At 70.7% G+C, this 26,689-nt stretch carries 24 protein-coding genes; 10 read left to right on the top strand and 14 right to left on the bottom strand.

The genetic code is table 11. The features are described from left to right. Nucleotides 1-40: 40 nt before the first annotated feature. The 4 genes from AC067N_RS28280 (at nucleotide 41) to AC067N_RS28265 (ending at nucleotide 4,105) form a co-directional block, all read left to right on the top strand. A complete protein-coding gene (locus AC067N_RS28280; RefSeq protein WP_478681693.1) occupies nucleotides 41-1,447 on the top strand; it encodes an extracellular solute-binding protein in 1,407 nt (468 codons plus the stop codon). Nucleotides 1,448-1,457: 10 nt separating this feature from the next. Continuing rightward, nucleotides 1,458-2,348 carry a carbohydrate ABC transporter permease gene (locus AC067N_RS28275; protein WP_478681692.1) on the top strand — a complete coding sequence of 297 codons (891 nt, stop codon included), beginning with the start codon at nucleotides 1,458-1,460 and terminating at the stop codon, nucleotides 2,346-2,348. A 4-nt stretch (nucleotides 2,349-2,352) separates the two neighbouring features. After that, nucleotides 2,353-3,204, top strand: a complete 852-nt coding sequence (locus AC067N_RS28270) for a carbohydrate ABC transporter permease (RefSeq protein ID WP_478681691.1) — start codon at nucleotides 2,353-2,355, stop codon at nucleotides 3,202-3,204. A gap of 268 nt (nucleotides 3,205-3,472) precedes the next feature. Continuing rightward, nucleotides 3,473-4,105, top strand: coding sequence for an XRE family transcriptional regulator (locus AC067N_RS28265; RefSeq protein WP_478681690.1), 633 nt, complete (start codon nucleotides 3,473-3,475; stop codon nucleotides 4,103-4,105). Between the two features lie 17 nt (nucleotides 4,106-4,122). Here AC067N_RS28265 and AC067N_RS28260 read toward each other — a convergent pair whose 3' ends face one another. Then, nucleotides 4,123-5,148, bottom strand: coding sequence for an ATP-dependent 6-phosphofructokinase (locus tag AC067N_RS28260; protein ID WP_478681689.1), 1,026 nt, complete (start codon nucleotides 5,146-5,148; stop codon nucleotides 4,123-4,125). Between the two features lie 292 nt (nucleotides 5,149-5,440). Here AC067N_RS28260 and pta point away from each other — a divergent pair, with 292 nt between their 5' ends. The 3 genes from pta to pyk all read left to right on the top strand — a co-directional run bounded on the left by pta (nucleotide 5,441) and on the right by pyk (nucleotide 10,307). Further along, a complete protein-coding gene (gene pta, locus AC067N_RS28255) occupies nucleotides 5,441-7,528 on the top strand; it encodes a phosphate acetyltransferase (RefSeq protein ID WP_478681688.1) in 2,088 nt (695 codons plus the stop codon). A gap of 32 nt (nucleotides 7,529-7,560) precedes the next feature. Continuing rightward, entirely contained in the window at nucleotides 7,561-8,766 is a 1,206-nt protein-coding gene (locus tag AC067N_RS28250; protein WP_478681687.1) for an acetate kinase, read from the top strand. A gap of 110 nt (nucleotides 8,767-8,876) precedes the next feature. Then, complete coding sequence (pyk, locus tag AC067N_RS28245) at nucleotides 8,877-10,307, top strand: pyruvate kinase (protein ID WP_478681686.1); 1,431 nt, start codon at nucleotides 8,877-8,879, stop codon at nucleotides 10,305-10,307. Between the two features lie 125 nt (nucleotides 10,308-10,432). Here the strand turns inward: pyk and AC067N_RS28240 are convergent, their stop codons facing one another. The 4 genes from AC067N_RS28240 to AC067N_RS28225 form a co-directional block, all read right to left on the bottom strand. Then, nucleotides 10,433-11,791: a hypothetical protein gene (locus AC067N_RS28240; protein ID WP_478681685.1), complete on the bottom strand. Its 1,359-nt coding sequence runs from the start codon at nucleotides 11,789-11,791 to the stop codon at nucleotides 10,433-10,435. Beyond that, a complete protein-coding gene (locus AC067N_RS28235) occupies nucleotides 11,781-12,419 on the bottom strand; it encodes a DUF6114 domain-containing protein (RefSeq protein ID WP_478681684.1) in 639 nt (212 codons plus the stop codon). Before AC067N_RS28235 ends, AC067N_RS28240 begins: the two co-directional genes overlap by 11 nt. Nucleotides 12,420-12,588: 169 nt before the next feature. Beyond that, nucleotides 12,589-13,224, bottom strand: a complete 636-nt coding sequence (locus tag AC067N_RS28230) for a DUF6230 family protein (protein ID WP_478681683.1) — start codon at nucleotides 13,222-13,224, stop codon at nucleotides 12,589-12,591. A gap of 693 nt (nucleotides 13,225-13,917) precedes the next feature. After that, the gene (locus AC067N_RS28225) at nucleotides 13,918-14,895 is read right to left on the bottom strand and encodes a tetratricopeptide repeat protein (RefSeq protein ID WP_478681682.1); all 978 of its coding nucleotides are present in this window, start codon (nucleotides 14,893-14,895) and stop codon (nucleotides 13,918-13,920) included. A 198-nt stretch (nucleotides 14,896-15,093) separates the two neighbouring features. Between AC067N_RS28225 and AC067N_RS28220 the strand changes: the two genes are divergently transcribed. Continuing rightward, nucleotides 15,094-15,705: a TetR/AcrR family transcriptional regulator gene (locus AC067N_RS28220; RefSeq protein WP_478681681.1), complete on the top strand. Its 612-nt coding sequence runs from the start codon at nucleotides 15,094-15,096 to the stop codon at nucleotides 15,703-15,705. A gap of 70 nt (nucleotides 15,706-15,775) precedes the next feature. Here AC067N_RS28220 and AC067N_RS28215 read toward each other — a convergent pair whose 3' ends face one another. Further along, nucleotides 15,776-17,476, bottom strand: a complete 1,701-nt coding sequence (locus AC067N_RS28215) for an acyl-CoA mutase large subunit family protein (protein WP_478681680.1) — start codon at nucleotides 17,474-17,476, stop codon at nucleotides 15,776-15,778. A 94-nt stretch (nucleotides 17,477-17,570) separates the two neighbouring features. Between AC067N_RS28215 and AC067N_RS28210 the strand changes: the two genes are divergently transcribed. After that, on the top strand, nucleotides 17,571-17,912 hold the full coding sequence (locus AC067N_RS28210; protein WP_478681679.1) for a DUF3817 domain-containing protein: 342 nt from the start codon (nucleotides 17,571-17,573) through the stop codon (nucleotides 17,910-17,912). 16 nt (nucleotides 17,913-17,928) lie between these two features. Here AC067N_RS28210 and AC067N_RS28205 read toward each other — a convergent pair whose 3' ends face one another. Continuing rightward, on the bottom strand, nucleotides 17,929-18,438 hold the full coding sequence (locus AC067N_RS28205; RefSeq protein ID WP_033529321.1) for a MarR family winged helix-turn-helix transcriptional regulator: 510 nt from the start codon (nucleotides 18,436-18,438) through the stop codon (nucleotides 17,929-17,931). Between the two features lie 176 nt (nucleotides 18,439-18,614). On the opposite strand from AC067N_RS28205, the gene AC067N_RS28200 reads away from it, so the two are divergent. Then, the gene (locus tag AC067N_RS28200; RefSeq protein ID WP_478681678.1) at nucleotides 18,615-19,712 is read left to right on the top strand and encodes a glycoside hydrolase family 6 protein; all 1,098 of its coding nucleotides are present in this window, start codon (nucleotides 18,615-18,617) and stop codon (nucleotides 19,710-19,712) included. Nucleotides 19,713-19,721: 9 nt separating this feature from the next. Here the strand turns inward: AC067N_RS28200 and glxA are convergent, their stop codons facing one another. From glxA to AC067N_RS28165, 7 genes are all read right to left on the bottom strand, one after another. Beyond that, a complete protein-coding gene (gene glxA, locus AC067N_RS28195) occupies nucleotides 19,722-21,677 on the bottom strand; it encodes a radical copper oxidase GlxA (RefSeq protein ID WP_478681677.1) in 1,956 nt (651 codons plus the stop codon). A gap of 3 nt (nucleotides 21,678-21,680) precedes the next feature. Further along, nucleotides 21,681-23,492 carry a glycosyltransferase family 2 protein gene (locus AC067N_RS28190; protein ID WP_478681676.1) on the bottom strand — a complete coding sequence of 604 codons (1,812 nt, stop codon included), beginning with the start codon at nucleotides 23,490-23,492 and terminating at the stop codon, nucleotides 21,681-21,683. Nucleotides 23,493-23,645: 153 nt separating this feature from the next. Then, nucleotides 23,646-24,278: a TetR/AcrR family transcriptional regulator gene (locus tag AC067N_RS28185; RefSeq protein ID WP_478681675.1), complete on the bottom strand. Its 633-nt coding sequence runs from the start codon at nucleotides 24,276-24,278 to the stop codon at nucleotides 23,646-23,648. Next, nucleotides 24,275-24,994, bottom strand: a complete 720-nt coding sequence (locus AC067N_RS28180) for a DUF4166 domain-containing protein (RefSeq protein ID WP_478681674.1) — start codon at nucleotides 24,992-24,994, stop codon at nucleotides 24,275-24,277. Before AC067N_RS28180 ends, AC067N_RS28185 begins: the two co-directional genes overlap by 4 nt. 5 nt (nucleotides 24,995-24,999) lie before the next feature. Next, nucleotides 25,000-25,755: a hypothetical protein gene (locus AC067N_RS28175; protein ID WP_478681673.1), complete on the bottom strand. Its 756-nt coding sequence runs from the start codon at nucleotides 25,753-25,755 to the stop codon at nucleotides 25,000-25,002. A 173-nt stretch (nucleotides 25,756-25,928) separates the two neighbouring features. Then, nucleotides 25,929-26,222 (bottom strand): MTH1187 family thiamine-binding protein, encoded by a 294-nt coding sequence (locus AC067N_RS28170; RefSeq protein ID WP_390950331.1) that lies wholly within the window; start codon nucleotides 26,220-26,222, stop codon nucleotides 25,929-25,931. Continuing rightward, nucleotides 26,219-26,563, bottom strand: coding sequence for a DUF3817 domain-containing protein (locus tag AC067N_RS28165; RefSeq protein ID WP_478681672.1), 345 nt, complete (start codon nucleotides 26,561-26,563; stop codon nucleotides 26,219-26,221). Before AC067N_RS28165 ends, AC067N_RS28170 begins: the two co-directional genes overlap by 4 nt. Between the last annotated feature and the right edge of the window lie 126 nt (nucleotides 26,564-26,689).

Below are 26,689 nucleotides of genomic sequence, written 5' to 3'. Positions count from 1 at the left end.
ACCCAGGCCACCATGTCGTAGCCAGCAGGAGGTCGTGCCCGTGCGCCCCACCGCACCCCGCAACTCCCGCCGATCCCCCTTACGCCTCCTCCTCGCCGCCGCCCTCGCGATCGGCGCCCCCGGCGCCCTCACCGCCTGCGGCGACGGATCCGGCAGCGACCCGGACACGGTGGAGGTGTCGTACAAGCAGTCCACGGACAACTCGGTCCGGGTCATGGACACCTTCCTCGGGGACGTGAAGAAGCAGTTCGAGAAGGCCAACCCCGGCAAGAAGGTGAAGCTCGTCCCGATCAAGGCCCCGGACTCGGAGTACTACACCAAGGTCCAGCAGATGCTGCGATCCCCGAAGACGGCACCGGACCTGGTCTACGAGGACACCTTCCTCATCAACTCGGACATCACGAGCGGCTATCTGAAGCCGCTGGACGACTATCTGGCCGGCTGGAAGGACTGGGACCGGTTCATCGACACCGCCAAGGCGGCGGCGAAGGCCGAGGACGGGAAGACGTACGGCGTCCCGGACGGCACGGACACCCGCGGACTCTGGTTCGACAGGCAGATCTTCGCGAAGGCCGGGCTCCCCGCCGACTGGCGGCCGAAGAACTGGGACGACGTCCTCTCCGCCGCGCGCACCATCAAGCGCAAGGTCCCCGGCGTCATCCCCCTGAACGTCTACACGGGCAAACCCGCGGGCGAGGCCGCCACCATGCAGGGCTTCGAGATGCTGCTCTACGGCACGGAAGGAGCCACGGACAACGGGGGCGACCCCCTCTACGACGAGAAGTCCAGGAAGTGGAAGACCGGAACCCGGGGCTTCAAGGACGCGCTGGCGTTCGTGGAAACGGTCTACCGGGAGAAGCTGGGCCCGGACGTCTCCGACGCCCTCGACCCGAACATCGCCACCCGGGTACGCGGCGAACTCCTGCCCGAAGGGCGACTCGGCATCAACCTCGACGGCTCCTGGCTCCCCCAGGACTGGCTGCCCGGCAGCGGCCACGCATGGCCGGAGTGGCCGGACAGGCTCGGCCTCGCCCCCATGCCCACCCAGCACGGCCAGGCCCCCGGAAAGGTGAGCATGTCCGGCGGCTGGACCTGGGCGATCCCCGCCAAGGCCGCCAACCCGGATCTCGCCTTCGCGTTCATCAGGGCGATGCAGACGAAGGCGAACGCCCGGAAGTGGTACATCGCCAACTCCGGTATCGCGGTCCGTGAGGACGTCGCCGCGGACCCTGCCTATGCGAAGGCCCGGACCGGCCTCGAGTTCTTCACCGACCTGGTGGCCCACACCCACTACCGCCCCGCCTACCCGGCGTACCCGAAGGTCTCCACCGCCATCCAGGAGGCGATGGAGTCCGTGACGACGGGCGACGCGTCGGTGGCCGAGGCGGCGAAGACCTACGACGAGGAACTCGCCGCGGCCACCGACGACCAGGTGACCCGCGGATGACCCGCCGCTCATGACGAGACGACCGGACCGCCCGCCGCACCCCGCCCTGCGCTCCCTCACCCGGGCCCTCCCCGTCGCCCCCGCCACCGTCCTCCTGCTCCTCTTCCTCGCCGGGCCCATCGCCTACTGCGCCTACATCGCCTTCACCGACCTCCAGCTCACCGGGCAGGCCGAGGACTCCTTCGTCGGCTTCGAGAACTTCCGCACCGCCTTCGGCGACGAGGCGTTCCTCAACGCCGTGTGGCTGACCCTCGTCTTCACCGTCGTCTCGGCGCTGCTGGGCCAGAACACCCTGGGTCTGGCGCTGGCCGCGCTGATGCGGCGCGCCTCGAAACCCGTGCGCACCCTGGTCGGCGGCATCGTGATCACGGCCTGGGTGCTGCCGGAGGTGGTCGCCGGTTTCCTGCTGTACGCCTTCTTCCGCCGTGAGGGCACCCTCAACGCCGTCCTGGAGTGGCTCCACCTCCCCACGCAGAACTGGCTCTACACCCTGCCGATCCTGGCGGTCTCGTTCGCGAACGTCTGGCGGGGAACGGCGTTCTCGATGCTGGTTTACTCGGCGGCGCTGAACGAGATCCCGAAGGAGATCACGGAGGCGGCGGAGGTCGACGGAGCGAGCGGCCGGCGGCGGCTGTGGCACATCACGCTCCCGATGATCCGCCGTTCCATCGGCACCAACCTCATGCTCATCACCCTGCAGACGCTCTCCGTCTTCGGACTGATCTGGGTGATGACGAGAGGCGGCCCCGGCGGCAGGAGCCAGACGCTGCCGCTCTTCATGTACGAGGAGGCCTTCCAGAAGAGCATGATCGGCTACGGCACGGCGGTCGCGCTGCTGCTCCTGGTGGTGGGTGCGCTCTTCTCCGTCGTGTATCTGCGGCTGCTGCGAACGGAGGTCTGACCCGGTGCCGAACCGTACCCGGACACCCGCCTCGCGCAGGACCCTGCGCCGTCGGCTGACCGCCGACGCCGGACTGCTCGTCGTGGCCGCCGCGTTCGTCCTGCCCCTCGCCTGGGTGGTCCTCTCGTCCGTGGACGCCCACGCCGACCTCGGGGTCCGGCTCCCGGACGGGGCGACCCTCGCCCACTACGAGGCGGTCCTCACCCCGGACATCACCGTCACCCCGCTGCTCAACAGCCTGCTCCTGTGCGGCGGCGGGACCGCGCTGACCGTGGTGTGCGCGGCCCTCGCCGCCTATCCCCTGTCCCGTTTCCGCTCCCGTCTGAACCGCCCCTTCCTGCTGACGATCCTCTTCGCGACGAGCCTCCCGATCACGGCGATCATGGTCCCGGTGTACGCCCTGTTCGTGCGGGTGAATCTGATCGACACCCACGAGGGCACGATCCTCTTCTTCGCCGCCTCCCAACTCCCTTTCGCCATCTGGCTGATGAAGAACTTCATGGACGGCGTGCCGAAGGAGCTGGAGGAGGCGGCGTGGACGGACGGCGCCTCGCCCTGGCAGTCGCTGCTGCGCATCGTGCTGCCCCTGATGGGGCCGGGCGTCGCGGTCGTGACCGTGTTCTCGTTCGTGATGATGTGGGGCAACTTCTTCGTCCCCTTCATGCTGCTGCTCACCCCGGAACAGATGCCGGCCGCCGTGAGCATCAACGAGTTCTTCGGCAACAAGGGGACGGTGGTCTACGGGCAGTTGGCCGCGTTCTCGATGATCTACTCGACCCCGGTGATCCTGCTGTACGTGGGGGTGGCGCGGCGGCTGGGCGGGGGCTTCGCCCTGGGCGGGGCCGTCAAGGGCTGACCAGGACCACAGAACGCGCGAGGATCCCACCATCGGTGATTGTGGCCGAACAGTCCGTAGTCACCGCCGCCCCGCGCCCCTGCGTTGTGCGCGTGCACCGACGCTCAGCCCGTGAACGGCAGCCCCGGCACCCGCACCGTCGACCGACACATCCGAGCCCCGACCCGATCCGGACCCCGGACCCGGCCCCTACGGGCACGCGGACCCCCCGGCCCCCACCCCACCGTTCGACGCCACCGCCGCCCGCGGACTCCGCGCCGCCCTCGGCATGAGACCCGAGCACGTCGCCCACGGCATGCGGTCCGCCTACGGTCTCCCCTATGTCACCCCGGACCTGGTGAACGCCTGGGAACGGGGTGCGGTGACTCCGACCAGCCCCGAACTCACCGCCCTCGCAGGCGTGTTGTGGTGCTCGACGGACGAACTCATCGGGACACCGCGTACGTTGCGCGAGCATCGCATGGCCCGGGGAACCGCCCCCGAGGACGTCGCCCGCGCGATCGGCGCGGACCTCTCCGTCTACCTCCACACGGAGGCGACCGGTGAATGGCACGGCACCGACCGGCAGTCCGCCGCCCTCGCCGACCTGCTCGACCTCTCGCTCCCCGAACTGGTCGTCGTCACCGGTCGCGAGGCGCGGCTCGCCCAACTCCTCCATGACGCGGTCGCCACCCGCCGGCAGGCGTACGTCCGGCCGACCGCCAAGCTGCTGTCCCTCGACCGGCGCCTCCTGGAGGACGTCCTCCAGGAGATGCACGGCGACTGCCAGGGCCGGATGACCGCCAATCCCACCTGGGCCGACGGCACCGCCGCGACCGCCTCGGGCGACGCCGGCCGCGACCACCTCGACCGGATCGTCGACCACTTCTGGTCACTGGTCCGGCGAGCGACCATCTACTAGAAGGCCCGTCGTGCGGTCTAGAAGACCGACTCCGCCTCGTCCATCCGGTGCTGCGGGACCGTCTTCAGCTCGGTCACCGCCTCCGCGAGCGGCACCATCACCACGTCGGTGCCCCGCAGGGCGGTCATCCGGCCGAAGTCGCCCCGGTGCGCGGCCTCGACCGCGTGCCAGCCGAAGCGCGTGGCGAGCACCCTGTCGTACGCGGTCGGGGTGCCGCCGCGCTGCACATGGCCGAGGATGACCGGCTTGGCCTCCTTGCCGAGGCGACGCTCCAGCTCGTACGCGAGGGCGGTGCCGATGCCCTGGAAACGCTCGTGGCCGAACTGGTCGATCTCGCCGTGCCCGTAGTCCATCGCCCCCTCGGCGGGGTGGGCGCCCTCGGCGACGCAGATGACGGCGAACTTCTTCCCGCGCGCGAAGCGCTCCTCGACCATCTTGACCAGGTCGGCCGGGTCGAAGGCGCGCTCGGGCAGACAGATCCCGTGCGCACCGGCGGCCATCCCGGACTCCAGGGCGATCCAGCCCGCGTGCCGGCCCATGACCTCGACGACCATCACACGCTGGTGGGACTCGGCGGTCGTCTTGAGCCGGTCCATCGCCTCCGTCGCGACCCCGACCGCCGTGTCGAAGCCGAAGGTGCGGTCCGTCGACGAGATGTCGTTGTCGATCGTCTTCGGCACACCGACGACCGGCAGCCCGACGTCGCTCAGCATCCGCGCGGCCGTCAGGGTGCCCTCGCCGCCGATCGGGATCAGCACGTCGATACCGAACTGGTGCGCCATGTCCTGCGCGTTCTCGCAGGCCTCGCGGAGGCGGTCGCGCTGAAGGCGGGAGGAGCCCAGGATGGTGCCGCCGCGGGCGAGGATGCCGCTGACGGACTCCAGGTCGAGGGTGCGGTAGCGGCCGTCGAGCAGGCCGGCGTAACCGTCCTCGAAGCCGATGACCTCGTCGCCGTACTGGGCGACCGCTCGGTGCACGACCGACCGGATCACTGCGTTCAGGCCCGGACAGTCGCCGCCTGCGGTCAGAACTCCGATACGCATCGTGCTGTGTCTCCTGCTCGTCCTGCGGGGGTGCTGGTACTTGTGAGCCGATCCGATTGTTTCACGCCTCGCGGGGGGCCGGCGCGCCCGCGGAGGCTGCCTCCGGCCGCCCGGAGGGCGTCCCCCGCCCCGCCGACCTGATGGGCGCCTTATCCACCCCCAGAGGTATTGTCAAGAGGGTTTCCGTCCGCCGCGGCGGTGATTTCCGCACGCCCAGGGCAACACCTCTCGCAACACCCACCGAAGCACCCGCCGAAGCACCCACCGAACCCGACATGAACGGAGAGCCCACGTGACGCGCAGCGTGTACGTGACCGGGATCGACCGCGGCGACGGCCGCCAGGTCGTCGAGCTGGGGATCATGGAACTCCTGACCCGCCAGGTCGACCGGGTCGGGGTGTTCCGGCCGCTGCTGCACCACGGCCCGGACCGGCTCTTCGACCTGCTGCGCGCCCGGTACCGGCTCTCGCAGGACCCGGCCACCGTGTACGGCATGGACTACCACGAGGCGTCCGCCCTCCAGGCCGAGCACGGCACGGACGAGCTGGTCTCGGCGCTCGTCGACCGGTTCCACACGGTGGCGCGGGACTACGACCTCGTCCTCGTCCTCGGCACCGACTTCGCGGACACCCAGTTCCCGGACGAGCTGTCCCTCAACGCCCGGCTCGCGAACGAGTTCGGGGCGCAGGTGGTCTCCGTGGTGGGCGGGCGCAAGCAGACCGCCGACTCCGTGGTCGCCGAGACGCACAACGCGTACCGCGCGTACGAGGGCCTCGGCTGTGACGTGATCGCCATGGTGGTGAACCGGGTCGCGCCCGCCGACCGGACCGAGATAGCCGAGCGGCTCACGGACTCCCGGCTCCCGCTGCCCGTGCCCTGCTACGTACTGCCGGACGAGCCCGCCCTGTCCGCGCCGACGGTCGCGCAGATCACCCACGCGCTCGGCGGCAAGGTCATCCTCGGCGACGACTCGGGGCTCGCGCGCGACGCGCTGAACTTCGTCTTCGGCGGGGCGATGCTGCCGAACTTCCTCAACGCGCTCACTCCCGGCTGCCTGGTCGTCACCCCCGGCGACCGCGCCGACCTGGTCGTGGGCGCCCTCGCCGCCCACAGCGCGGGCACCCCGCCGATCGCCGGTGTGCTGCTCACCCTCAACGAGCGGCCCAGCGACGAGGTGCTCACCCTGGCCGCCCGGCTCGCGCCCGGTACCCCGGTGGTCGCCGTGGAGAGCGGCTCCTTCCTCACCGCCTCCGAACTCTTCTCCATGGAGGGGAAGTTGAGCGCGGTCACCCCGCGCAAGGCGGAGACCGCGCTCGGGCTCTTCGAGCGGCACGTCGACACGGCCGAGCTGCGTAACCGGGTCTCGGCGCCCAGCAGTGACCGGATCACCCCGATGATGTTCGAGCACCAGCTGCTGGAGCAGGCCCGCGCCGAGCGGCGCCGGGTCGTCCTCCCCGAGGGCACCGAGGAGCGCGTGCTGCACGCGGCCGAGGTGCTGCTGCGGCGCGGGGTCTGCGACCTCACCCTCCTCGGCCCGGTCGACCTGATCCGCAAGAAGGCCGCCGACCTGGGCATCGACCTCGGTGACACCATGCTGGTGGACCCGGCGACCTCGCAGTGGCGGGACTCCTTCGCGGAGAAGTACGCGCAGTTCCGCGCCCACAAGAACGTCAGTGTCGAGCTGGCGTACGACGTGGTGTCCGATGTGAACTACTTCGGCACGCTGATGGTCCAGGAGGGGATCGCGGACGGCATGGTGTCGGGGTCCGTGCACTCCACGGCCGCCACCATCCGGCCGGCCTTCGAGATCATCAAGACCAGGCCGGACGCGGGCATCGTCTCGTCGGTGTTCTTCATGTGCCTCGCGGACAGGGTGCTGGTCTACGGCGACTGCGCGGTGAACCCGGACCCGAACGCCGAGCAGCTCGCCGACATCGCCGTCCAGTCCGCCGCGACGGCACAGCAGTTCGGGGTGGAGCCGCGGATCGCGATGCTGTCGTACTCCACGGGGACGTCCGGCTCGGGCGCCGACGTCGACAAGGTGCGGGAGGCCACCGAGATCGTCCGCTCCCGGCGGCCCGATCTGCTGATCGAGGGCCCGATCCAGTACGACGCCGCCGTGGAACCGAGCGTCGCGGCGACCAAGCTGCCGGGCTCCCAGGTCGCCGGGCAGGCCACCGTGCTGATCTTCCCGGACCTCAACACCGGCAACAACACCTACAAGGCGGTGCAGCGTTCGGCCGGCGCCCTCGCGGTCGGCCCGGTGCTGCAGGGCCTGCGCAAGCCGGTCAACGACCTGTCCCGGGGCGCCCTCGTCCAGGACATCGTCACGACCGTCGCCATCACCGCCATCCAGGCCCAGACCTCCGCGGCCAAGTGACCCCCACCGACGACAGAAGGCATTCGACCACCGTGACCGCCACCCGCGTCCTCGTCCTCAACTCCGGTTCCTCCTCGGTGAAGTACCAGCTGCTCGACATGCGGGACAGCAGTCGGCTGGCCGTGGGCCTGGTGGAGCGCATCGGCGAGCAGAGCTCCCGGCTGAAGCACACCCCGCTGACCGACGGGGGCGGGCCCCGGGAACGCACCGGCGCGATGGCCGACCACGCGGCCGCCCTGAAGGCCGTCGCCGAGGAGCTGGCCAAGGACGGGCTGGGCCTCGACTCCCCGGAGCTGGCCGCCATCGGGCACCGCGTGGTGCACGGCGGGCAGAGCTTCACCGAGCCGACGGTGATCGACGACGCCGTGCTCGCCGAGATCGAGCGGCTGATCCCGGTGGCGCCGCTGCACAACCCGGCCAACCTCACGGGCATTCGCACCGCCCAGGCGCTGCGCCCGGATCTGCCGCAGGTCGCCGTGTTCGACACCGCGTTCCACACGACGATGCCGGAGTCGGCGGCGCGCTACGCGATCGACGTGGAGACCGCCGACGCCTACCGGGTGCGCCGCTACGGCTTCCACGGCACCTCGCACGCGTATGTCTCGCGGGCCACGGCCGCGTTGCTGGGCAGGGCGCCCGAGGACGTGAACGTGATCGTCCTGCACCTCGGCAACGGGGCGTCCGCGTCGGCGGTGCGCGGGGGCCGGTGCGTGGACACCTCCATGGGGCTGACGCCTTTGGAGGGGCTGGTGATGGGTACGCGGTCGGGAGACATGGACCCGGCCGTCATCTTTCATTTGATGCGCGTTGGCGGAATGTCCACGGACGAGATCGACACTCTCCTCAACAAGAAGAGCGGTCTGATCGGACTGTGCGGCGACAACGACATGCGGGAAATAAGCCGGCGTATCGACGAGGGCGACGAGCGGGCGAAGCTCGCCTTCGACATCTACATTCACCGGCTGAAGAAGTACATCGGCGCCTACTGCGCGGTGCTCGGCCGGGTGGACGCGATCGCGTTCACCGCCGGGGTCGGGGAGAACGCGGCGCGGGTGCGGGAGGCCGCCCTCGCGGGCCTGGAACCGCTGGGACCGGCGGTCGACGCCGCCCTCAACGCGGTGCGGGGCGACGAGCCGCGGCTGATCTCGCCGGCCGGTGCCCGGGTCGCCGTCGCGGTGGTGCCGACCGACGAGGAACTGGAGATCGCAGCACAGACGTACGCCCTGGTCGACAGATGAGCAAAACAGTCGGGAAATACACGCCGGTAACACGATTGAGCGCATAGCCGCCCATGTGCATTCCGCCAGACGGAATATTCCGCAGCGAAACAAACCGATAGGATCGTCCCATGCGCCGTTCGAAAATCGTCTGTACTCTCGGCCCCGCGGTCGACTCCCACGAGCAGCTTGTCGCCCTGATCGAAGCCGGCATGAATGTCGCCCGCTTCAATTTCAGCCATGGCAGCCACGCCGAGCACCAGGGCCGGTACGACCGGCTGCGGGCCGCGTGCGCCGAGACCGGCAAGGCCATCGGTGTCCTCGCCGACCTCCAGGGCCCCAAGATCCGTCTGGAGACCTTCGCCGAGGGTCCGGTGGAGCTGGTGCGCGGTGACGAGTTCACCATCACCACCGAGGACGTGCCGGGCGACAAGCACATCTGCGGTACGACCTACAAGGGCCTGCCCGGTGACGTCTCCGCCGGTGACCAGGTCCTCATCAACGACGGCAACGTCGAGCTGCGGGTCATCGAGGTCGACGGCCCGCGGGTGCGCACGGAGGTCGTCGAGGGCGGTGTCATCTCGGACCACAAGGGCATCAACCTGCCCGGCGCCGCGGTGAACGTGCCCGCGCTGTCCGAGAAGGACGTCGAGGACCTCAGGTTCGCGCTGCGGATGGGCTGCGACCTGGTGGCGCTCTCCTTCGTCCGGGACGCCGAGGACGTGCAGGACGTCCACAAGGTGATGGACGAGGTGGGCCGGCGGGTCCCGGTCATCGCCAAGGTGGAGAAGCCGCAGGCGGTCGAGAACATGGAGGACGTCGTGATGGCGTTCGACGGTGTGATGGTCGCCCGTGGCGACCTGGCCGTCGAGTACCCGCTCGAGAAGGTCCCCATGGTGCAGAAGCGGCTGATCGAGCTGTGCCGCCGCAACGCCAAGCCGGTGATCGTGGCGACCCAGATGATGGAGTCGATGATCACCAACTCCCGCCCCACCCGCGCCGAGGCGTCCGACGTCGCCAACGCGATCCTGGACGGCGCGGACGCGGTCATGCTGTCGGCGGAGTCCAGCGTCGGCGCGTACCCGCTGGAGACGGTCCGCACGATGTCGAAGATCGTCGCGGCGGCCGAGGAGGAGCTGCTCGCCAAGGGCCTGCAGCCGCTGGTGCCGGGCAAGAAGCCGCGCACGCAGGGCGGTTCGATCGCCCGCGCGGCCTGTGAGATCGCCGACTTCCTCGGCGGCCGTGCGCTGGTGGCCTTCACGCAGTCCGGTGACACCGCCCGCCGGCTCTCCCGCTATCGCGCGTCCCAGCCGATCATCGCTTACACCACCGACGAGTCGACCCGGAACCAGCTGGCGCTCAGCTGGGGCGTGGAGTCGCACGTGGTGCCGTTCGTGAACAGCACCGACGAGATGGTCGAGCTGGTGGACCATGAGATGATCAAGCTCGAACGCTTCAACGAGGGTGACATCGCGGTCATCACCGCCGGTTCGCCCCCCGGCGTCCCGGGCACCACGAACATGGTCCGGGTGCACCACCTGGGCAGCGGCGCCCGCGACTGACGCCGCCGACGCCGTACGACAGCACCGAGGGCGCCTCCTGCGAGCAGGGGGCGCCCTCGGTGTGTTGTGCGGCTCCCGGACGGGTCCTGTAAGGCACTCAGGGGCCGTGGGCGTCGTGGGCGGTCTCAGTCGGTGGTGAACTGGTGCAGGCCGGGCACGGTGAGCGTGCCGCCGAACTGGCCCGCCTGGACGACCTTCACATTGGTGAAGTAGATCAGCGGGATGTTCAGCGGCGGCGGGTGCTTGGGGTCGAAGGTCACCGGGATCAGTCCGAGCAGGTTGCCGGAGATGCTCTCGGTGTACATGATCGTCTTGCCGTCGCGGATCGTGGACGTGCTGCCCTTGCGGGCCTGCACGTGGTAGGTGACGCCGGCCTGCTTGTCCTCGACCGTCTGGTGCAGGTCGCCGATGTCGGTGCCGTCGGAGATGACGTACTTCAGCACCTCCTTGACCGAGCCGTCGGCGGTCCGCACCTTGACGATGCCCTTGTAGTCGGCGCCCTTCAGCAGCAGGGAGCTGGCGTTCAGGTACCAGGGGTCGTTCGGCAGGGCGGGGATGCCCTTCTCGACGCCGCTCTCGTCCTCGGTGGCGACCGGGCAGTCGTCGGCGTTCACCTCGTCGCTCGGCGACGGGGTCGGGCTCGGGGTCGCGGTGGCGTCGGCGGCCGTGTCCTCGGCGTCGTCCTTCTCGTCCTTCACCGTGCCGGTGACGTCCTCGGCCGTGTCCGTCACCTTGTCGGTGGCGTCGTCGGCGGTGTCCCTGGCGTCCTTGCCGGAGTCCTTCCCGGTGTCGGAGCCGGTGTCCCCCGCGGTGTCCTCGGAGGCGGAGGGGGACGGGGTGGTGGACGGCTCGGGCGTCGTGTCCGCCGTGTCGTCCTCCGGCACGAAGATGTCCTCGAGCGCGTCGCCTATGTCCTCCAGGACGTTGCCGCCGCCGGCCTCCTCGGCGGAGGGCGTGGGCGACGGGGTGTCCGCGGCGTCGGTGGCGGACTCGCCGGCCGGGTCCGTGGTGGACTCGTCCGCGTCGCCCTTGTCGTCGGAACCTGAATCCGGCGAAGAGGAGTCGTCGTCCGCGGAGTCGCCGCCCGACGCCGAGTCACCGTCGGCGTCGCCGGTGGAGGTGTCCTCGTCCTTCGCGCCGCCGTCCGAGGACGTGTCGTCGCTCTCCGGGGCGGAGGCGGACGGGGTGGGGGTGGGCGAGGCGGACGTGTCCGCGCCCTCCTCCTCGGCCTCCAGGGCCGCCACGCAGTCCTTGTACTCGTCGGCGGTCAGACTCTGCTTCGCCGGGTCCTCGGCGCGGGCCAGGGTGGGCGTGAAGCCCATGCCCATGAGGACCGCCGTCGGCATCGCCGCCAGGGCTATCGCCTTGCCCGCCGGCACGTTCAGCCGGGTGAGAAGGGGCTTCTTGGGCGCCGCGTGCCGCGGTCCGGTTCTCGCACGGGACTCTCCCACCGAAGTCCCGTGGGTCACCTTGTCAGCCGGCACTGTGCCTCCCGTTCGTCCCGTTCGTGGGGGTGGTACCTGACAGGTCGTCGCCCTCGCCGTGCGCCGCCCCGCTCGTGGAGTCCGCCGTCGCGGGCTCCGGGGCGTCGCCCTTGACCAGGGGGACCGCACCTGGTTGTGCCGTGTTCTGAGGGGCCGTGTCCTGGGGAGCCGTGTCCGGGGTGGCCGCGGTGCGCGCCGGGGTCTTGTAGGTGGACGACACCCGCTCCTCCTCCTCACCGGGCGCCCAGGCGATGGCCAGCGCACCGCCGATCAGGGAGAGCAGGAAGCCGAAGCCGAAGCCGCCGAGGTTGGAGACCGGGATGGACACGAGCGCCAGGAGGATCGCCGCCGTACCGGCGAAGGTGCGTACGTGCCGCTGGAACCACAGACTGATTCCCAGCACCACCAGCAGCACGCCGATGATGAGGGAACCCGCGCCGCCCGTCGTCGACATGGCCAGCGTGAGGTGACCGATCTGCAGGTTCGCGTACGGCAGGTACATGATCGGGAAACCGCCGAGCAGTACCAGAAGGCCCGCCCAGAAGGGGCGGGAGCCCCTCCAGTCGCGGAAGCGCCGCCGAAAGGCGCGGAGATAGTCTTCGTTCTGCCCCGTTGACTCGGCGCTCATGGACAACAGCTCCCTGGAACGGTGTTGCTGTGAGAAGTTCGCGTACGGCACGTGGTTCGAGGCGCGCGTACGGGAATTCACGTACGGAGATGGCGCGCGGGATGCCCCGCGCCGCGAGAGGGACGGGCGGGCGAAGAAGCGCAGGCCCCCTCACCCGCCCAGGGAGTGCTTAGTAGCACTCCACGGTGCCCTTGTGGAGCGACATCTTGAGGTTGCTCAGCTTGAAGGTTCCGGCGGTGGTCGCCCACGCCGTCTGCTTCACGTCGCTCAGCGTGGCCGAGTCGGCCTGCTGGGCGAACCCGTAGGGGTTGGCCTGCTCCGAGCCGCCCTTCATGCCCGGACCCTTGTTGGCGTCCTTGGCCGCCACACCGATGTCGATGCCCTTGAAGACGGCATCGGCCGAGAGGTCCTCGACGTCGATGTAGAGGTTCTCGGCCTCGACCTTCTTGCCACCGGTACCGGCGGTCAGCTTGAGGCTGACGCTACCGAGGAACGGGACACCGGGGGTCACGACCGACTGGCACATGTTGGTGATCTCGGCCTTCTTGAAGGCCGAGACGGCGACGGGGTGAACCGTCTTCTCACCCTTGAGGGTGTAACCCTCGTCGAGCGCCCCGTACTGCGAGAAGCCCTGACCTTCGAGCTGACCCGCCGTCACCTTGAACGACTGCCCCGACACACTGAACGACGCGGCGAGAGCACCCTGCGCGAGGGCGACACCTATCGCTGCCGTGGCGGCGACGCTGGGCACCATGACCACAGCGAACCGCTTCCATCTGGTCCCGCCACGCACCTGGGACTCCATATTTCCTCCTTCTCGGACGTACATCTCCTGACACCGGCTCGCCCCTTGACGGCGGCTCGGCCGGGCAGGGATGGGAGAAGTGCTACGTCCTCGGGAATGGGGAGCGCCCGCGCTCGGCGGCACCGAAGCGCCCGAATCACCGGCGATCACCCCCGAGCGACAACCACTGGTCGCGCCTGACACGCATCACGCACAACCTGCTGGACAGGCTCCGCCGTTGAGCGGAGACCCCCCTGCCCAAGAGCCGACGCCACTGTCGCCGGCTCTACTCGGTGGGGACCCAGAAAACCCGTTGACCCGACTGGCCGGCGGGGTACGGGATTGGACCGAGCGTCGCCGATCGTGGTGCATTCTGGCCGCCCCCGCAAGGGGGTTCGTTACTCGCTAGTAACGGACGGATAACCGAACAACGACCCATTGGCATCGGGCAGCGACCCTGGGTCGCCCCGCGTGAGGCGACAGAGTGGTTGACAGTCGGACAGAGTCCGACACAACGACGCGGTTCTCTTACTGCCAGTAACAGCAGTCGCGATTACCAAGATTTGGTAAAGCGCGGCCGGGAAGTCGCCGTGTCGCCAAATCTCTCACTCCGGCAACACGCGTTCCGGCACATCACAGCGGTGCGCCCACGCCGAAACGTGGGCGCCCCTGGAGAACCGGGGCGCGCCGCGGCGGCGCGCCCCGGGACCCGTCTCAGAACAACGCCCGCGCCAGCGCCCGGCGGGCCGCGGCCACCCGGGGATCGTCGGACCCGACGACCTCGAACAGTTCGAGCAGCCTGAGCCGCACGGTCTCCCGGTCATCGCCCGCCGACCGCCGGACCGTCTCGACGAGCCGCCCGAAGGCGTCCTCCACATGCCCGCCCACGAGGTCGAGGTCGGCGGCCGCGATCTGCGCCTGTACGTCGGCGGGCTTCTCCGCCGCGGTCTTGCGCACCTCCTGCGGGTCCACGCCCTGCACCCGCCGGAGCAACTCGGCCTGCGCGAGGCCCAGCTTGGCCTCGCTGTTGCCCGGGTCGTCGCTCAGCACGTTCTTGTACGCCTGCACCGCGCCGCCGAAGTCGCCCGCGTCCAGGGCCTGTACGGCGGCGGCGAGCAGATGGTCGTAGGGGCCGGCCGGGATCGGCGGGGCCGACTCGACGGAGCCGGCCTCGGCGTCGGGGTCGACCACGAGGCCGGTGAGGCCGAAACGCTGCTCGGCGACCTGCACCAGCTGGTCGAGGGTGGCGCGGATCTGCTGCTCGGGGGCGGCTCCCTGGAAGAGGGGCAGTGCCTGCCCGGCGACGACGGCGAACACCGCCGGGATCCCCTGGATGCCGAACTGCTGCATCAGCATCTGGTTCGCGTCGACATCGATCTTGGCGAGGACGAACTTGCCGTTGTAGTCGACGGCCAGCCGCTCCAGCACCGGGCTGAGCTGCTTGCAGGGCTGGCACCACTCGGCCCAGAAGTCGATGACGACGGGCACCTCGGTGGAGCGCTGGAGAACCTCCCTCTCGAACCCGGCCTCATCGACGTCGATGACGAGGTCGGCCGGGGAGACCGCTCCTTGGCCGCCGCCCTGCCGGGCCGCTTCGGCGCGCGCCTGCTCCGCCTTCGCCTTGGCCTCCTGGGCCGCCTTCACCGCGGCGAGGTCGACGACTCCGCTCATGGACATGTTCCGTGGCTGCATGAGTACATCCTCCCCCCTCCGGACGCGCGCGTGAAAAGCGTGGCGAAGCCGACCGTCCCCATCTGTTCAGCGCTTTCGCTACGACCCGTAGCGTAACTGCACCCGCGACTCCTATGTACCCACTCCCCGGTGATCTGCCTCACGGCACTCGGCAGGACATGCGGGGACGGCGAAGAACGGCCGGATATGGTCGGCGGCATGCAGAGCCGCACCCCTGCCTCCCGCGCCACGGGGCGCCCGCGCAGCGCCACGGCGGACGCCGCGATTCTGGCGGCCACCCGGGAGGCTCTCGTGGAGCTGGGCTGGTCGAAGCTGACGCTGGGCGACGTGGCGACGCGCGCCGGGGTGGCCAAGACGACCCTCTACCGCCGCTGGGCGGGCAAGAACGAACTCGTGGTCGACGCGGTGGCCGAGCTCTTCGACGAACTCGAGATGCCCAACCGGGGCAGTCTCGCGGCGGACATCGAGGGCGTGGTGCTGCAGTTCGCCGCGATCCTCGCCCGTCCCGAGGCCAGGAGCGGCCTGATGGCCGTCATCGCCGAGTCGACCCGCGACGACGCGCTGCGCGAACGCATCCGCACGTCCATCGTCGAGCGCCAGAAACGGCTGGTCCTGGAGGGCCGTGCCCGCGCCCAGGCCCGCGGCGAACTCCCCCCGGAGTCCGACCCCGCGAACGTCGACCTCATCTTCGACGTCGTGGCCGGCGCGGTGGTCCACCGCACCCTGGTGAGCGCGGAACCGGCCGACGAGCAGTGGGTGCGCGCCTTCACCAGACTCCTGCTGGTGGGCCTGAGCGGGACGGCGGACTGAGGGGGATACCGGACGCCCGGGCGAACGGCCCGAGCACCCCCGGAAAACGCCGGCCTCCAGTGCCCCGGCACTAGAACCCCGCCGGCTCCGTGTAGACCCCCCACTCGTCCCGCAGCACACCGCAGATCTCGCCCAGCGTGGCCTCGGCGCGGACCGCGTCCAGCATCGGCACGATCATGTTCGACCCGTCCCGCGCAGCGACGAGCATGGCGTCCAGCGCGCGCCGCACCGCCGTGTCGTCACGGGCGGCCTTCCGGTCGGCCAGCACCCGCACCTGCTCGCGCTCGACCTCGTGGCCGACCCGCAGGATCTCCAGGTCGCCGGTCACGGAGCCGTGGTGGACGTTGACGCCCACGACGCGCTTCTCGCCCTTCTCCAGGGCCTGCTGGTAGCGGAAGGCGGACTCGGCGATCTCGCCGGTGAACCAGCCGTCCTCGACGCCCCGCAGGATCCCGGAGGTCATCGGCCCGATCGGATGCCGCCCGTCGGGGTGGGCCCGCAGCCCGCGCTCCTTGATCTGCTCGAAGATCTTCTCGGCGTCGGCCTCGATACGGTCCGTCAGCTGCTCGACGTACCACGAACCGCCCAGCGGGTCGGCGACGTTGGCGACGCCGGTCTCCTCCATGAGCACCTGCTGCGTGCGCAGCGCGATCTCGGCGGCCTGCTCGGAGGGCAGCGCGAGGGTCTCGTCCAGCGCGTTGGTGTGCAGGGAGTTGGTCCCGCCGAGGACCGCGGAGAGCGCCTCCACCGCCGTGCGCACCACGTTGTTGTACGGCTGCTGCGCGGTCAGCGAGACACCGGCGGTCTGGGTGTGGAACCGCAGCCACTGGGCCTTCTCGGTCCGCGCCCCGTACACGTCGCGCATCCAGCGCGCCCAGATCCTGCGCGCCGCGCGGAACTTGGCGATCTCCTCGAAGAAGTCGATGTGCGCGTCGAAGAAGAAGGACAGCCCCGGCGCGAACACGTCCACGTCCAGCCCGCGACTGAGCCCCAGTTCCACGTACCCGAAGCCGTCGGCCAGGGTGTACGCCAGCTCCTGCGCGGCCGTGGCCCCGGCCTCACGGATGTGGTAGCCGGAGACGGACAGCGGCTTGTACGCGGGGATGCGGTCCGCGCAGTGCTCCATGAGGTCGCCGATGAGCCTCAGGTGCGGCTCGGGCCGGAAGAGCCACTCCTTCTGCGCGATGTACTCCTTGAAGATGTCGGTCTGCAGGGTGCCGTTCAGCACGCCCGGGTCGACGCCCTGCCGCTCGGCGGCGACGAGGTACATGCAGAAGACGGGAACGGCCGGCCCGCTGATCGTCATGGACGTCGTCACGTCCCCGAGCGGGATGTCCTTGAACAGGACCTCCATGTCGGCGGCGGAGTCGACGGCGACGCCGCAGTGCCCGACCTCGCCCAGCGACCGGGGGTCGTCGGAGTCCCGCCCCATGAGGGTCGGCATGTCGAACGCCACCGACAGGCCCCCGCCGCCGTGGGCGAGGATCATCCGGTACCGCTCGTTCGTCTGCTCGGCGTTCCCGAACCCGGCGAACTGCCGGATCGTCCAGGTGCGCCCCCGGTAGCCGGTCGGGTGGAGCCCCCGGGTGAACGGGAACTCGCCGGGCCACCCGATCCGCTCGAACCCCTCGTACACGTCTCCGGGCCGGGGACCGTACACGGGCTCCACCGGGTCGCCGGACAGCGTGGTGAAGTCGGCCCGGCGCTTGCGCGCGGCGTCGAACCGGGCCTGCCAGCGACGGCGACCCTCCTGGATGGCGTCAGCGTCCATACCACCAATTTACTAGGACGTCCTAGTAAACGACAGTGGTGCGGGCCGGGACGCGCCCGCCGGCCCCCCGGAAGCACCCGTTACGCTCGACGGCATGAAGAAGAGCGTCTTGACCCGCTACCGAGTGCTGGCCCTCGTCACGGCCGTGCTGCTGATCCTGCTCACGGCGGGCGTGATCGGAAAGCGCGTACTGGGCCTGGACGGCTTCGACACGTTCGTCACCGTGGTGGGCTTCGCCCACGGCTGGCTGTACGTGCTGTACCTCGTCTTCGCCTTCGACCTCGGCAACAAGATGAAGCTGCCGGTGGGGCGCCTTCTGTGGGTCCTGCTCGCGGGCACGGTCCCGACCGCCGCCTTCTTCGTCGAGCGCCGGATCACCCGCGAGGCCGAGCCGCTCGTCATCGAGGACGCGGCCACCGGGACCGCCGCGGCCTGACCCCCGCGGCCGCCGTTCAGCTCTCCTCGAAGTCGCCCGCCGCCACCCGCAGGGGCCGGAGCATCGCGAAGATCTCCGCGCACTCCTCGGCGTCGTAGACGCCGAGACCGAAGTCCATCGCCATGAGGTCGCGGGTGGCGGCGTCACAGACCTCACGGCCCTTGTCGGTGATCGAGGCGAGGGTGCCACGGCCGTCGTTGGGGTTGGGCCGCTTGTCGACGAGACCGGATCTCACCAGGCGGTCCACCGTGTTCGTGACCGACGTGGGGTGGACCATGAGACGCTCGCCGATCTTGGACATCGGCAGTTCGCCCTTCTGGGAGAAGGTGAGCAGCACCAGCGCCTCATAGCGCGCGAAGGTCAGCCCGTACGGCTTGACGACCGCGTCGACCTCCGCCAGCAGGATCTGCTGGGCGCGCATGATCGAGGTGATCGCGGCCATGGACGGGACGTTCCCCCAGCGCTGTTTCCAGTGCTCGTCGGCGCGGGAGATGGGGTCGAAGGAAAGGCTGAGCGGCTTCGGCACGGCATCGACCTTACCGGCCGGTCACATGCTGGTCAGCCCCGTCTCGCTTTTCGGTCGTCCGGCCGGACCCGCAGCCCTCCCCCGCGGTGTCGCAGCGGAGTCGCTCCATCGCCTCATGTGACGATTGGCGATGAATCGTCGCGGGACGTCACCGTCCAGGGAGCAGAGGGAGCACCATGTCCCTGTCGACCCGTCCATCGCTCCGCAGCCGGCCCCACCGTCCGGCACACGCCCCGGTCCGTACGCCGGTCCGCGCCCTCGCCGCCTTCTCGGCCCTCGCCGCGCTCGGGCTCGCGGTGGGCTGCTCGTCGCCCACGTCCCCGAGCGGCACCGGCGACACCCCCGTCGGCGACGATGCCACCGGGAAGGCCGCCGAAGCGGTACGGCCTGGCGCCGGGTCCCCCTTCTGGGTCGATCCGTCGAGCCCGGCGGCCCGGCAGATCGACCGGTGGGAGCGCGAGGGCCGCGCACGCGACGCCGCGCTGCTGCGCCGGATCGCCGAGCGGCCGACCGCCCTGTGGCCGGCCGGCGACGACCCGGTGCCGGCGATCGAGGCGGCCGTCGGGGCGGCGGGACGGGAGAACCGCACGGCGGTCTTCGTGGCGTACAACATCCCGCACCGCGACTGCGGCCGGCACTCCGCCGGCGGCGCCCACGACTCCGGCGCCTACCGGGAGTGGATCGACGCGTTCGCCGGCGCCATCGGGGACGGCGACGCCCTGGTCGTCCTGGAACCGGACGCGATCGCCCACATCGTGGACGGCTGCACCCCCGGCGAGTACCACGCCGAGCGGGAGGGGCTGCTGGCCGATGCCGTCGCACGGCTGAAGGAGAACCCGGGCACCGCGGTGTACCTCGACGCCGGCAACCCGGCCTGGATCCACGACCCCGGTGAACTCGTCGAACCGCTGCACCGCGCCGGCATCGACCGCGCCGACGGCTTCTCCCTCAACGTCTCCAACTTCCAGACCGACGCCACGACCAAGGCGTACGGTCTCAGGCTGTCCGAAGCCCTCGGCGGCAAGCACTTCGTCGTCGACACCAGTCGCAACGGCAACGGCCCCCTGAACGGCGGGCGCGGCACCGCCTGGTGCAACCCGCCCGGCCGCGCCCTCGGTACGCCGCCCACCACCGACACCGGGGAGCCGGCCCTCGACGCCTATCTGTGGATCAAGCGGCCCGGGGAGTCGGACGGGGAGTGCCGGGGCGGACCGGCGGCGGGCACATGGTGGCCGGACTACGCCCTGGACCTGGCACGCAACGCGAAGGGGTAGCCCCGAGGATCACCGCACCTGGATCCACTTCGCCACCGACGGCGTCCCCCGCGCGTCCGTCACGAACAGCATGTACCAGCCCGGCGGGACGAGTGTCCGGTCCGCCGGGACGTCGACCGTGATCGAGTCAGGGGTCCTGGTGACCTCCAGCGCGATGGACCGCTGTTCGACGTCGGTGGTGTGGGTGACCGCGCTGGGGCGTATCAGCCGTGCGGCGGCGATCCGCTCGGGGTGGGCGGTGGCGAAGGTGGCGCGGCCCTTGGCGTCGGTCTCCTGGGGGCCGTCGCCGAGAACGGGGCGGTTCCTTCCGTTCCTGTGCAGGGCCGGAGGTGTGTAGATCTCCATGCGCTGCTCGAAGTGGCCCAGCTTGGTGTTCTGCCGGTCGTCGAAGAGCGGGTCGGAGCCGAAGGTGGCGACGCGGCCGTCCGGCAGGAGCAGTGCCTCGGAGTGGTAGTTGCGGCCCACCCGGGGAGCGGCGGCGCCCCGGAAGGAGTTGGACCCGGGGTCGTAGAACTGCGCCTTGAGGATGTTGCTGGCGCTGCGGCCGCGGTAGTCACGGGAGCCGTTGGAGGTGAAGACGGTGTCGTCGGGCATGATCACGCTGTTCAGATAGCGGGTGCCCTGGGGGAGGTCGGGGCCGTCCCGGAAGACCGGGTCGCGCTTCCTCAGGTCGACGACCGCCGTGCGCGAGGTCGCCTTCCGGGACTCTCCGACGCCTCCGCCGCCGAGGATCATCACCTTCTGGTCCTGGGCCGGCGGCAGCAGCACGGAGGCCGAGGTCTCCGTCTGGTCGGCATCGGTCAGACCCGGAACCCTCTCGAACGTGTTGGTCTTCGGATCCCACAGGCCCGGCGCCCGGCCCGCGTCGGCGGGGCCGTACCCGGCGTTGGACGCCGGGTAGAAGAGCTTGCCGCCCTTGGTGAGGAACAGGGCCGGATACGTGGGGAAGTACCGCTTGGGGCCCGGCTTCCACGTCCTGGTCGCCGGGTCGTAGATCTCGTTGTCGCCCGGGTCGACGACCCCGACGTCGTCGAGCCCGGACACGGCGAGCACCCGCCCGTCCTCCAGCCCGACCAGGGTCGGGTACCAGCGGGCCTTGTCCATGGGGGCGACCGGCAGGTACCTCTCCGCCACCGGGTCGAACTCGTAGGCCGCCCTGATCCCCTGGAAGTCCTGCTTCTCCATGGTGATCTTCTCGGCGAGGCCGTACGTGTTGGCGGCGGCCTCGCCCTTGAGCCCGACGAGCTGGTACTGGGCCCGCCTGTCCGTGACGGACCCCGGCCCCTTCTCGACGGCCTCGACGAAGACCCGGGCCTCGCCCGCGGTGACCTTCGTCGCCCACGGCATCATCGCGCCGGCCGCGTCATAGGTGACGTCGAAGGTGCGCCTCGCCTTGGGGACGGTGACGTCGAACCGGCTGACGTACTCGGTGCCGGACGGCGAGCGGAAGCGGGTCCCCTTCTTCAGGAACACGGCCCGGTCTGGGTTCTCGTTCTTGACGCGCATACCGCCGCCGGCCCGTTCGACCTCGCCGTCCAGCAGCTCGTAGCGGGCGGTGCCGCCGGCCACGAGGAGCCGGCCGGAGGGGAGCTGGGCGTGGCCGGCGCAGAAGAAGTCGACGGGGGTGGGGATCTTCTTGAAGGTGTTCCTCACCGGGTCCCACAGGACGGTGTCGAAGGACCCCTCGTCGAATTTCCTCTGCTCGTTGCCCGATCCGGCGATGATCAGCACCTTGCCGGTGTGCAGCAGGGCCGCGTGGATGGCGTTGGTGCGGTACTCCCCGGGGATGTCGACCGGCGACCAGGAGCCGTGGCGTGCCTGGTAGCCGGGCTGGGCGATCCTCCACTCGTGGTACTGGTCCTGGGCGAAGTGGACGGCGGCCGGGGCGTTCAGCCCCACGAGGAGGGTGACGCCTCCGACGGCGAGGGCGGTCTTCTTGTTCTTCTTCGAGAGCTGGTACGCCATGGCCTAGGTGCCTCCCGTCGTGGTGGCGGAGACCGAGGGGGCGGGGGTGGGGGCTGGGGCCGGACCGGGCTCGGTGGCGTCGGCGGCCCCCGCCGTGGCCACCGAGCCGACCGGCGGCCGCGTCCCGTGCGCGGCGCTCGCCCGGCGCTCCCGGTACCGGGTGACGGCCCACACCCCGACGGGCGCCAGCGAGACGGCCGTGGCGAGGACCGCCCAGGTGCGCATGGCCACATGGCTGTGGCCGAGCACGAACGAGGCGGTCAGCGACGAGGCCAGCACGGCCGCCCAGAAGAGGTGGATGCGGAAGGCCGGCAGCCGGTCGGCGCTGGCGTCACCGCCCTTGGGGGTGACGACGAAGCGGCAGGGCAGCCGGAGCAGCGCGGCGAGCAGGGACCTCAGATAGACGGGCGCGCAGAGCGCGGACATCGCCATACCGGCGAGCCCGCCGGACCCCTCCGGCTCGTGCGGCGAGACGTTGTGCCTGCGGTTCCACAGGTAGAGCCCGACCTGGAGGGCGGCCGCGTCGCTGTAGAGCATCAGCCAGACGGAGGCGGTGACCTGGGTGCCGGACGCCCCGAACCACAGGAACAGCACGCAGCTGACGATGCCGAGCAGCCAGTTGACGGCCGTCATCGGGTAGTAGACGAGCATCAGCGTGTACGAGAAGAGGCGGCCCCAGGGCATCGTGAAAGGCGCCTTCCAGTACTGCCTGAAGAGCGTCTCGTAGGTGCCGCGCGACCAGCGCGTCTGCTGGGTGAAGAAGTCCGTCCAGGAGGCGGGCCCCTCGCCGACGGCCAGCACGTCCGGCGTGTACACGGACCGCCAGTACGCGCGCGTCCGGGGGTTCCGGTGGCGGTGCAGCTCGAAGCCGGTGGCCATGTCCTCGGTGATCGAGTCGCGCAGTCCGCCGATCTGCCGCACGGCGGCGACGCGTACGACGTTGTTGGTGCCGACGAACATGGGGGCGCGGTAGCGGTTGCCGGCGCGCTGGATGAGGGCGTGGAAGAGGAACTGCTGCGACTCGGCGGCCTTGGTGACGGGGGTGGTGTAGTTGCCGTAGACCTGGGGTCCGACGACGAACGCGACGTCCGGGTCCCGGAAGTACCCCATCATCCGTTCCAGGAAGTTCGGCAGCGGTACGTGGTCGGTGTCGACGGAGGCGAAGAACTCGTACTCCTCGCCGTGCCGCGCGAGCCACGCGTTGTAGTTGCCGTGCTTGGTCCGGGCCTTGTGGGGGCCCTTCGGGAGATTCCACTCGGGGATCCCCTTGCGGGAGAAGTGCCGCACGCCGAGTTCCGCGCAGAGGGCCTTCGCCCGGTCGTCGTCGCCCTCGTCGAGGAGCCAGACGTCCAGGTGGCCGTCGTGCCGTATCCGGGTCGCCCCCTCCAGGGTGGCCCGGAGCATCGAGAGGGGTTCCTTGCCGGGGACGTAGGTGGTGAGAAAGGCGACGCGGGTGCCGGATTCGGGGACCACGGGCACGGGGTCGCGGGCGACCATCGTCGCGTGGGCGATCGAGACGACGTTGACGACCATGAAGAGCTCGATCAGCCCGATGGATATCAGCATCGTGGTGTCGAGCCCCACCAGCCAGGCGTCCGCCCCCTCGCGCTCCACCCAGTGGGTCGGCCACACGAGGTAGACCAGCAGTGCGCCCGTGAGGACCGGTGCGAGCGTCATCAGCAGCACGGCTCGTACGCGGTGCGGCTCCTTCGAGAGGAGCTTGGTGTACCGCACGCGGTAGGGCGACCCCGACGGCTCCGTCAGCGGTCCCGCCAGTCGGCTGTGGGTGTCGTAGTCGTAGCCCTCCGGTCCCACAGCGCCCTCCCGTGATCGTACGAGGCGATACCTAAAGAAAAGGGGGCATATGGCGGTATGTCGATCCGAGGAGGGCCGAACGGAGGGCCGTCGGCGCCTGTCGCGGACGGGGTAGGCCCCCGGGCGGCCGGGCGCCGTACGCCCCCGGTTGCCTCATCGCGCGGCGGTGCGCCGCAGGTGGTGCCGCACGGCCCGCTGGGTCACGGGCCCGAGCGCCTCGAGGGCGGCGAGGAGGCCCGTCAGCTGTTCCAGTGCGGCCAGCGCCGCGTCCGCCCCCTCCGGGTCGACCCCCTCGTACAGCTCCAGCCCCACGAAGGAGGCCGCGACCGCGCGGGCGAGCCCGGGGAGGTCGAGGAACTCCCCGAGGGGCGAGCCGGACAGCACGCGCCGCAGGACGTCCTCGATCTCGGTGATCCAGAGGTCGAGCCCCGCCGCCGTCGCGGGGGCGAGCCTCGGGTGCGTCTGCGCACCGGCGAGGAGCTGGCCGAGGACGGCCACATGCCCACCCGCGCGTTCCTCCGCGTGCATCTCCCGCCCGAAGGCGAGCAGTTCGGCCGGCGAGTCGATCCTCGCCAGCCGCTCCCGGTGGCGGGCGACCCGCTGCTCCGCCCCGTGCCGGCACGCCGCCGCCAGCAGTTCGTCGACCGACCCGAAGTGGTAGAACACGAGCGCCTGGTTGACCCCGGCGGTGGCGGCGATCGTTCGTGCGGAGGTCTTGGCGATCCCTTGCTCGACGAGGGTCCGCAGGGCCCCCTCCAGCAGCTTCGCCCTGGTCGACTCGCTCATGCCCGCGCCTCCTCGCGGACCGGCCGCAGACCGGGCCGGACCCCGCGGACGCGGACGTCGTCGTACGTGGCGGTGAAGGAGCCCTCGTAGCCGAAGAGCGGCCCGAAGTGCCGGTTCACCACCCGGACCCGGATCCGGAAGCGTCCCGTGCGCTCGTCGAACCGTTCCCGCACCTCGGCCTCGCCCCCGATCAGCTCGGGTACGCGTACGTCCACCGGGCCCTCCCGGAAGCGGTGCTCGCCGGAGCGGATGAGCAGCGAACCGTCGGGCTCGGCGGTGAAGTACAGATCACTGGCGAGGTGCTGGTGGGTGCCGAGGTAGTCGAGCACCCGGTCACCCCGGGGGCCGAGCACCATCTGGGCGTCGAAGCGCCGGGGGCGGCCGGGCAGGGCGAAGGTACGCACGAAGGTCACCGTCTCACGGCCGTGGCTGTCCAGGTACGGCACGTTCTCGATGACGAAGGGGACGTTCCGGCCCTCGCGGGGGACGAGGATGTTGCGGGTGCCGCCGAGCGCCAGGAACGGCTTCACCAGGCCCCGGCCGTGCCAGACGCGGTCCATCGTCCCCCGGCCGGTGCACGCCTCGCCGCTCGCCAGGCCGACGGAGAAGCGGCGGCGCAGCTCGGGGTGGAGCCGGTCGAAGTCCGCGCCCATCACCGTCCGGAAGATCGAGGACGTGGGCGGCGCCGGGGAGGCCGGCGAGGTCACGGGGTCCATGGTCGTCAGCGCTCCAGGCTCGCGAGAAGACGGGGGGCACGGGTGCGTGCGGGTGGTGTGCGCAGACAGCGGCGGGCCGACGGCGTACCCGGCAGGGGCGGCACGATCAGCGCCGCCAGGACCGCCGCCACGGCCAGTACGGGTGTCGCGAACAGGGCCGCCGGCGCCAGCGGCCCCGCCGGGTCCACCAGCGCCCCGTACGCCAGTCCGGCACAGGCCGCCGCGATCACCAGCGCGCGTACGGCGGCCTCGGCGAGCCAGCGGCGCAGCGCCCGCTCGGGGGTGATGTCCCGCTCCAGCCACAGCCGGAGACGGTCGAAGGACCAGGCGGTGGCCCAGCCCATGAGGGGGCGGAACAGCACCCGGTCGGCGACGGCACCGGGGCGGCCCCAGCGGGGTCGGTAGTCGTAGCCGGTGAGGAAGCGGACCCCGTCGCCTTCGGGCACATAGCGCCAGTAGCCGCTGCCCTCGGCGAGCAGCGAGAGCGGATGCGGTGAGGCGAACCGCAGGGCGGAGGTGCGGGTGCCGTCCGGCCGCTCCTTCTCGCCGGCCGAGATCCCCGTGCCGGCGACCGTCAGGCCGGGGAGCACCCGGGTGGCGTACCGGAAGCGCTGCGGCTCGCCCTCACCGCGCGGAAGGTAGTCGATCTCGGTGAATCGCAGATCCCAGCGCTGGTGCCGGTGCGGCTCCTGGGTGCGTGTCCACAGTTCGTCGAGATCGGCCCGGATGCGTGCCTCTATGTAGAGGCCCTTCTCTCTCATCTGTCCCCCAGGTCCGTGCGCCGTTTTGAGCGATCGCTCAACCGATTGACCGGGACCGTACACCGGTTTGAGCGATCGCTCAAACTCCGGGCGCGGGAAAACCCCGGCCCGATGGACCGGGGTTCAGGAGGCTTTCGGGACCGGGGCGACGCGCCCGCGGCGAGCGGGGCGGTCTACTCGGCGAGGTGCCGTTCGATGGTCTCGACCTTCGAGGTGAGGCCGTCGGTCACGCCGGGGCGGATGTCCGCCTTCAGCACCAGGGAGACCCGCGGGGCACGCTCCTCGACCGCGGCCACGGCGCGGCGGACGACGTCCATGACCTCGTCCCAGTCGCCCTCGACGGAGGTGAACATCGCGTCGGTGCGGTGCGGCAGACCGGAGGCGCGGACGACCCGGACGGCGTCGGCGACATACTCCCCCACGTCCTCGCCGACGCCGAGCGGTGTCACGGAGAAGGCGACGATCACGCGTTCACTACCCCTTCCTTGCGGGCGCGGGAGGCGATCACCGCGTCCTCGGCCTCACGGCGCAGCCTGCGCTCGGCGAAGAAGCCGCCGGCGGGCACCACGGAGAGGGCGAAGTAGAGCGCGGCGGTCTTCGGCGACCACTTGGCGCGGTTCCAGGCGTCCGCCCAGAAGAGCAGGTACAGCAGGAACAGGATGGCGTGGACCCAGCCCATGACGGGCACCGCGTTGAACTCCGTGGTGCGCTTCAGCACCGAGCAGACGAGCAGCAGCAGGAAGGAGACGGCCTCGGGGGCGGAGACGAGGCGCAGGCGGCGGAGGGCGGAGGCGGTCTTGATGTCCACGGGTCACCTTCGGTGGGGTCGGCGAGCGAGTCGGGCGGGCTTTGTGAACACATGCACAAGCGCGGTCCATTCTGGCATCCGCCAACCTCCCGAATGCCCCAGGGGTCCCCACGGGGTCGAGATCAC

It is taken from the genome of Streptomyces sp. NPDC042364, from assembly GCF_056437585.1.
Note: the sequence above shows the minus strand (reverse complement) of the source record. Positions and strands in the feature narration are given on the sequence as shown.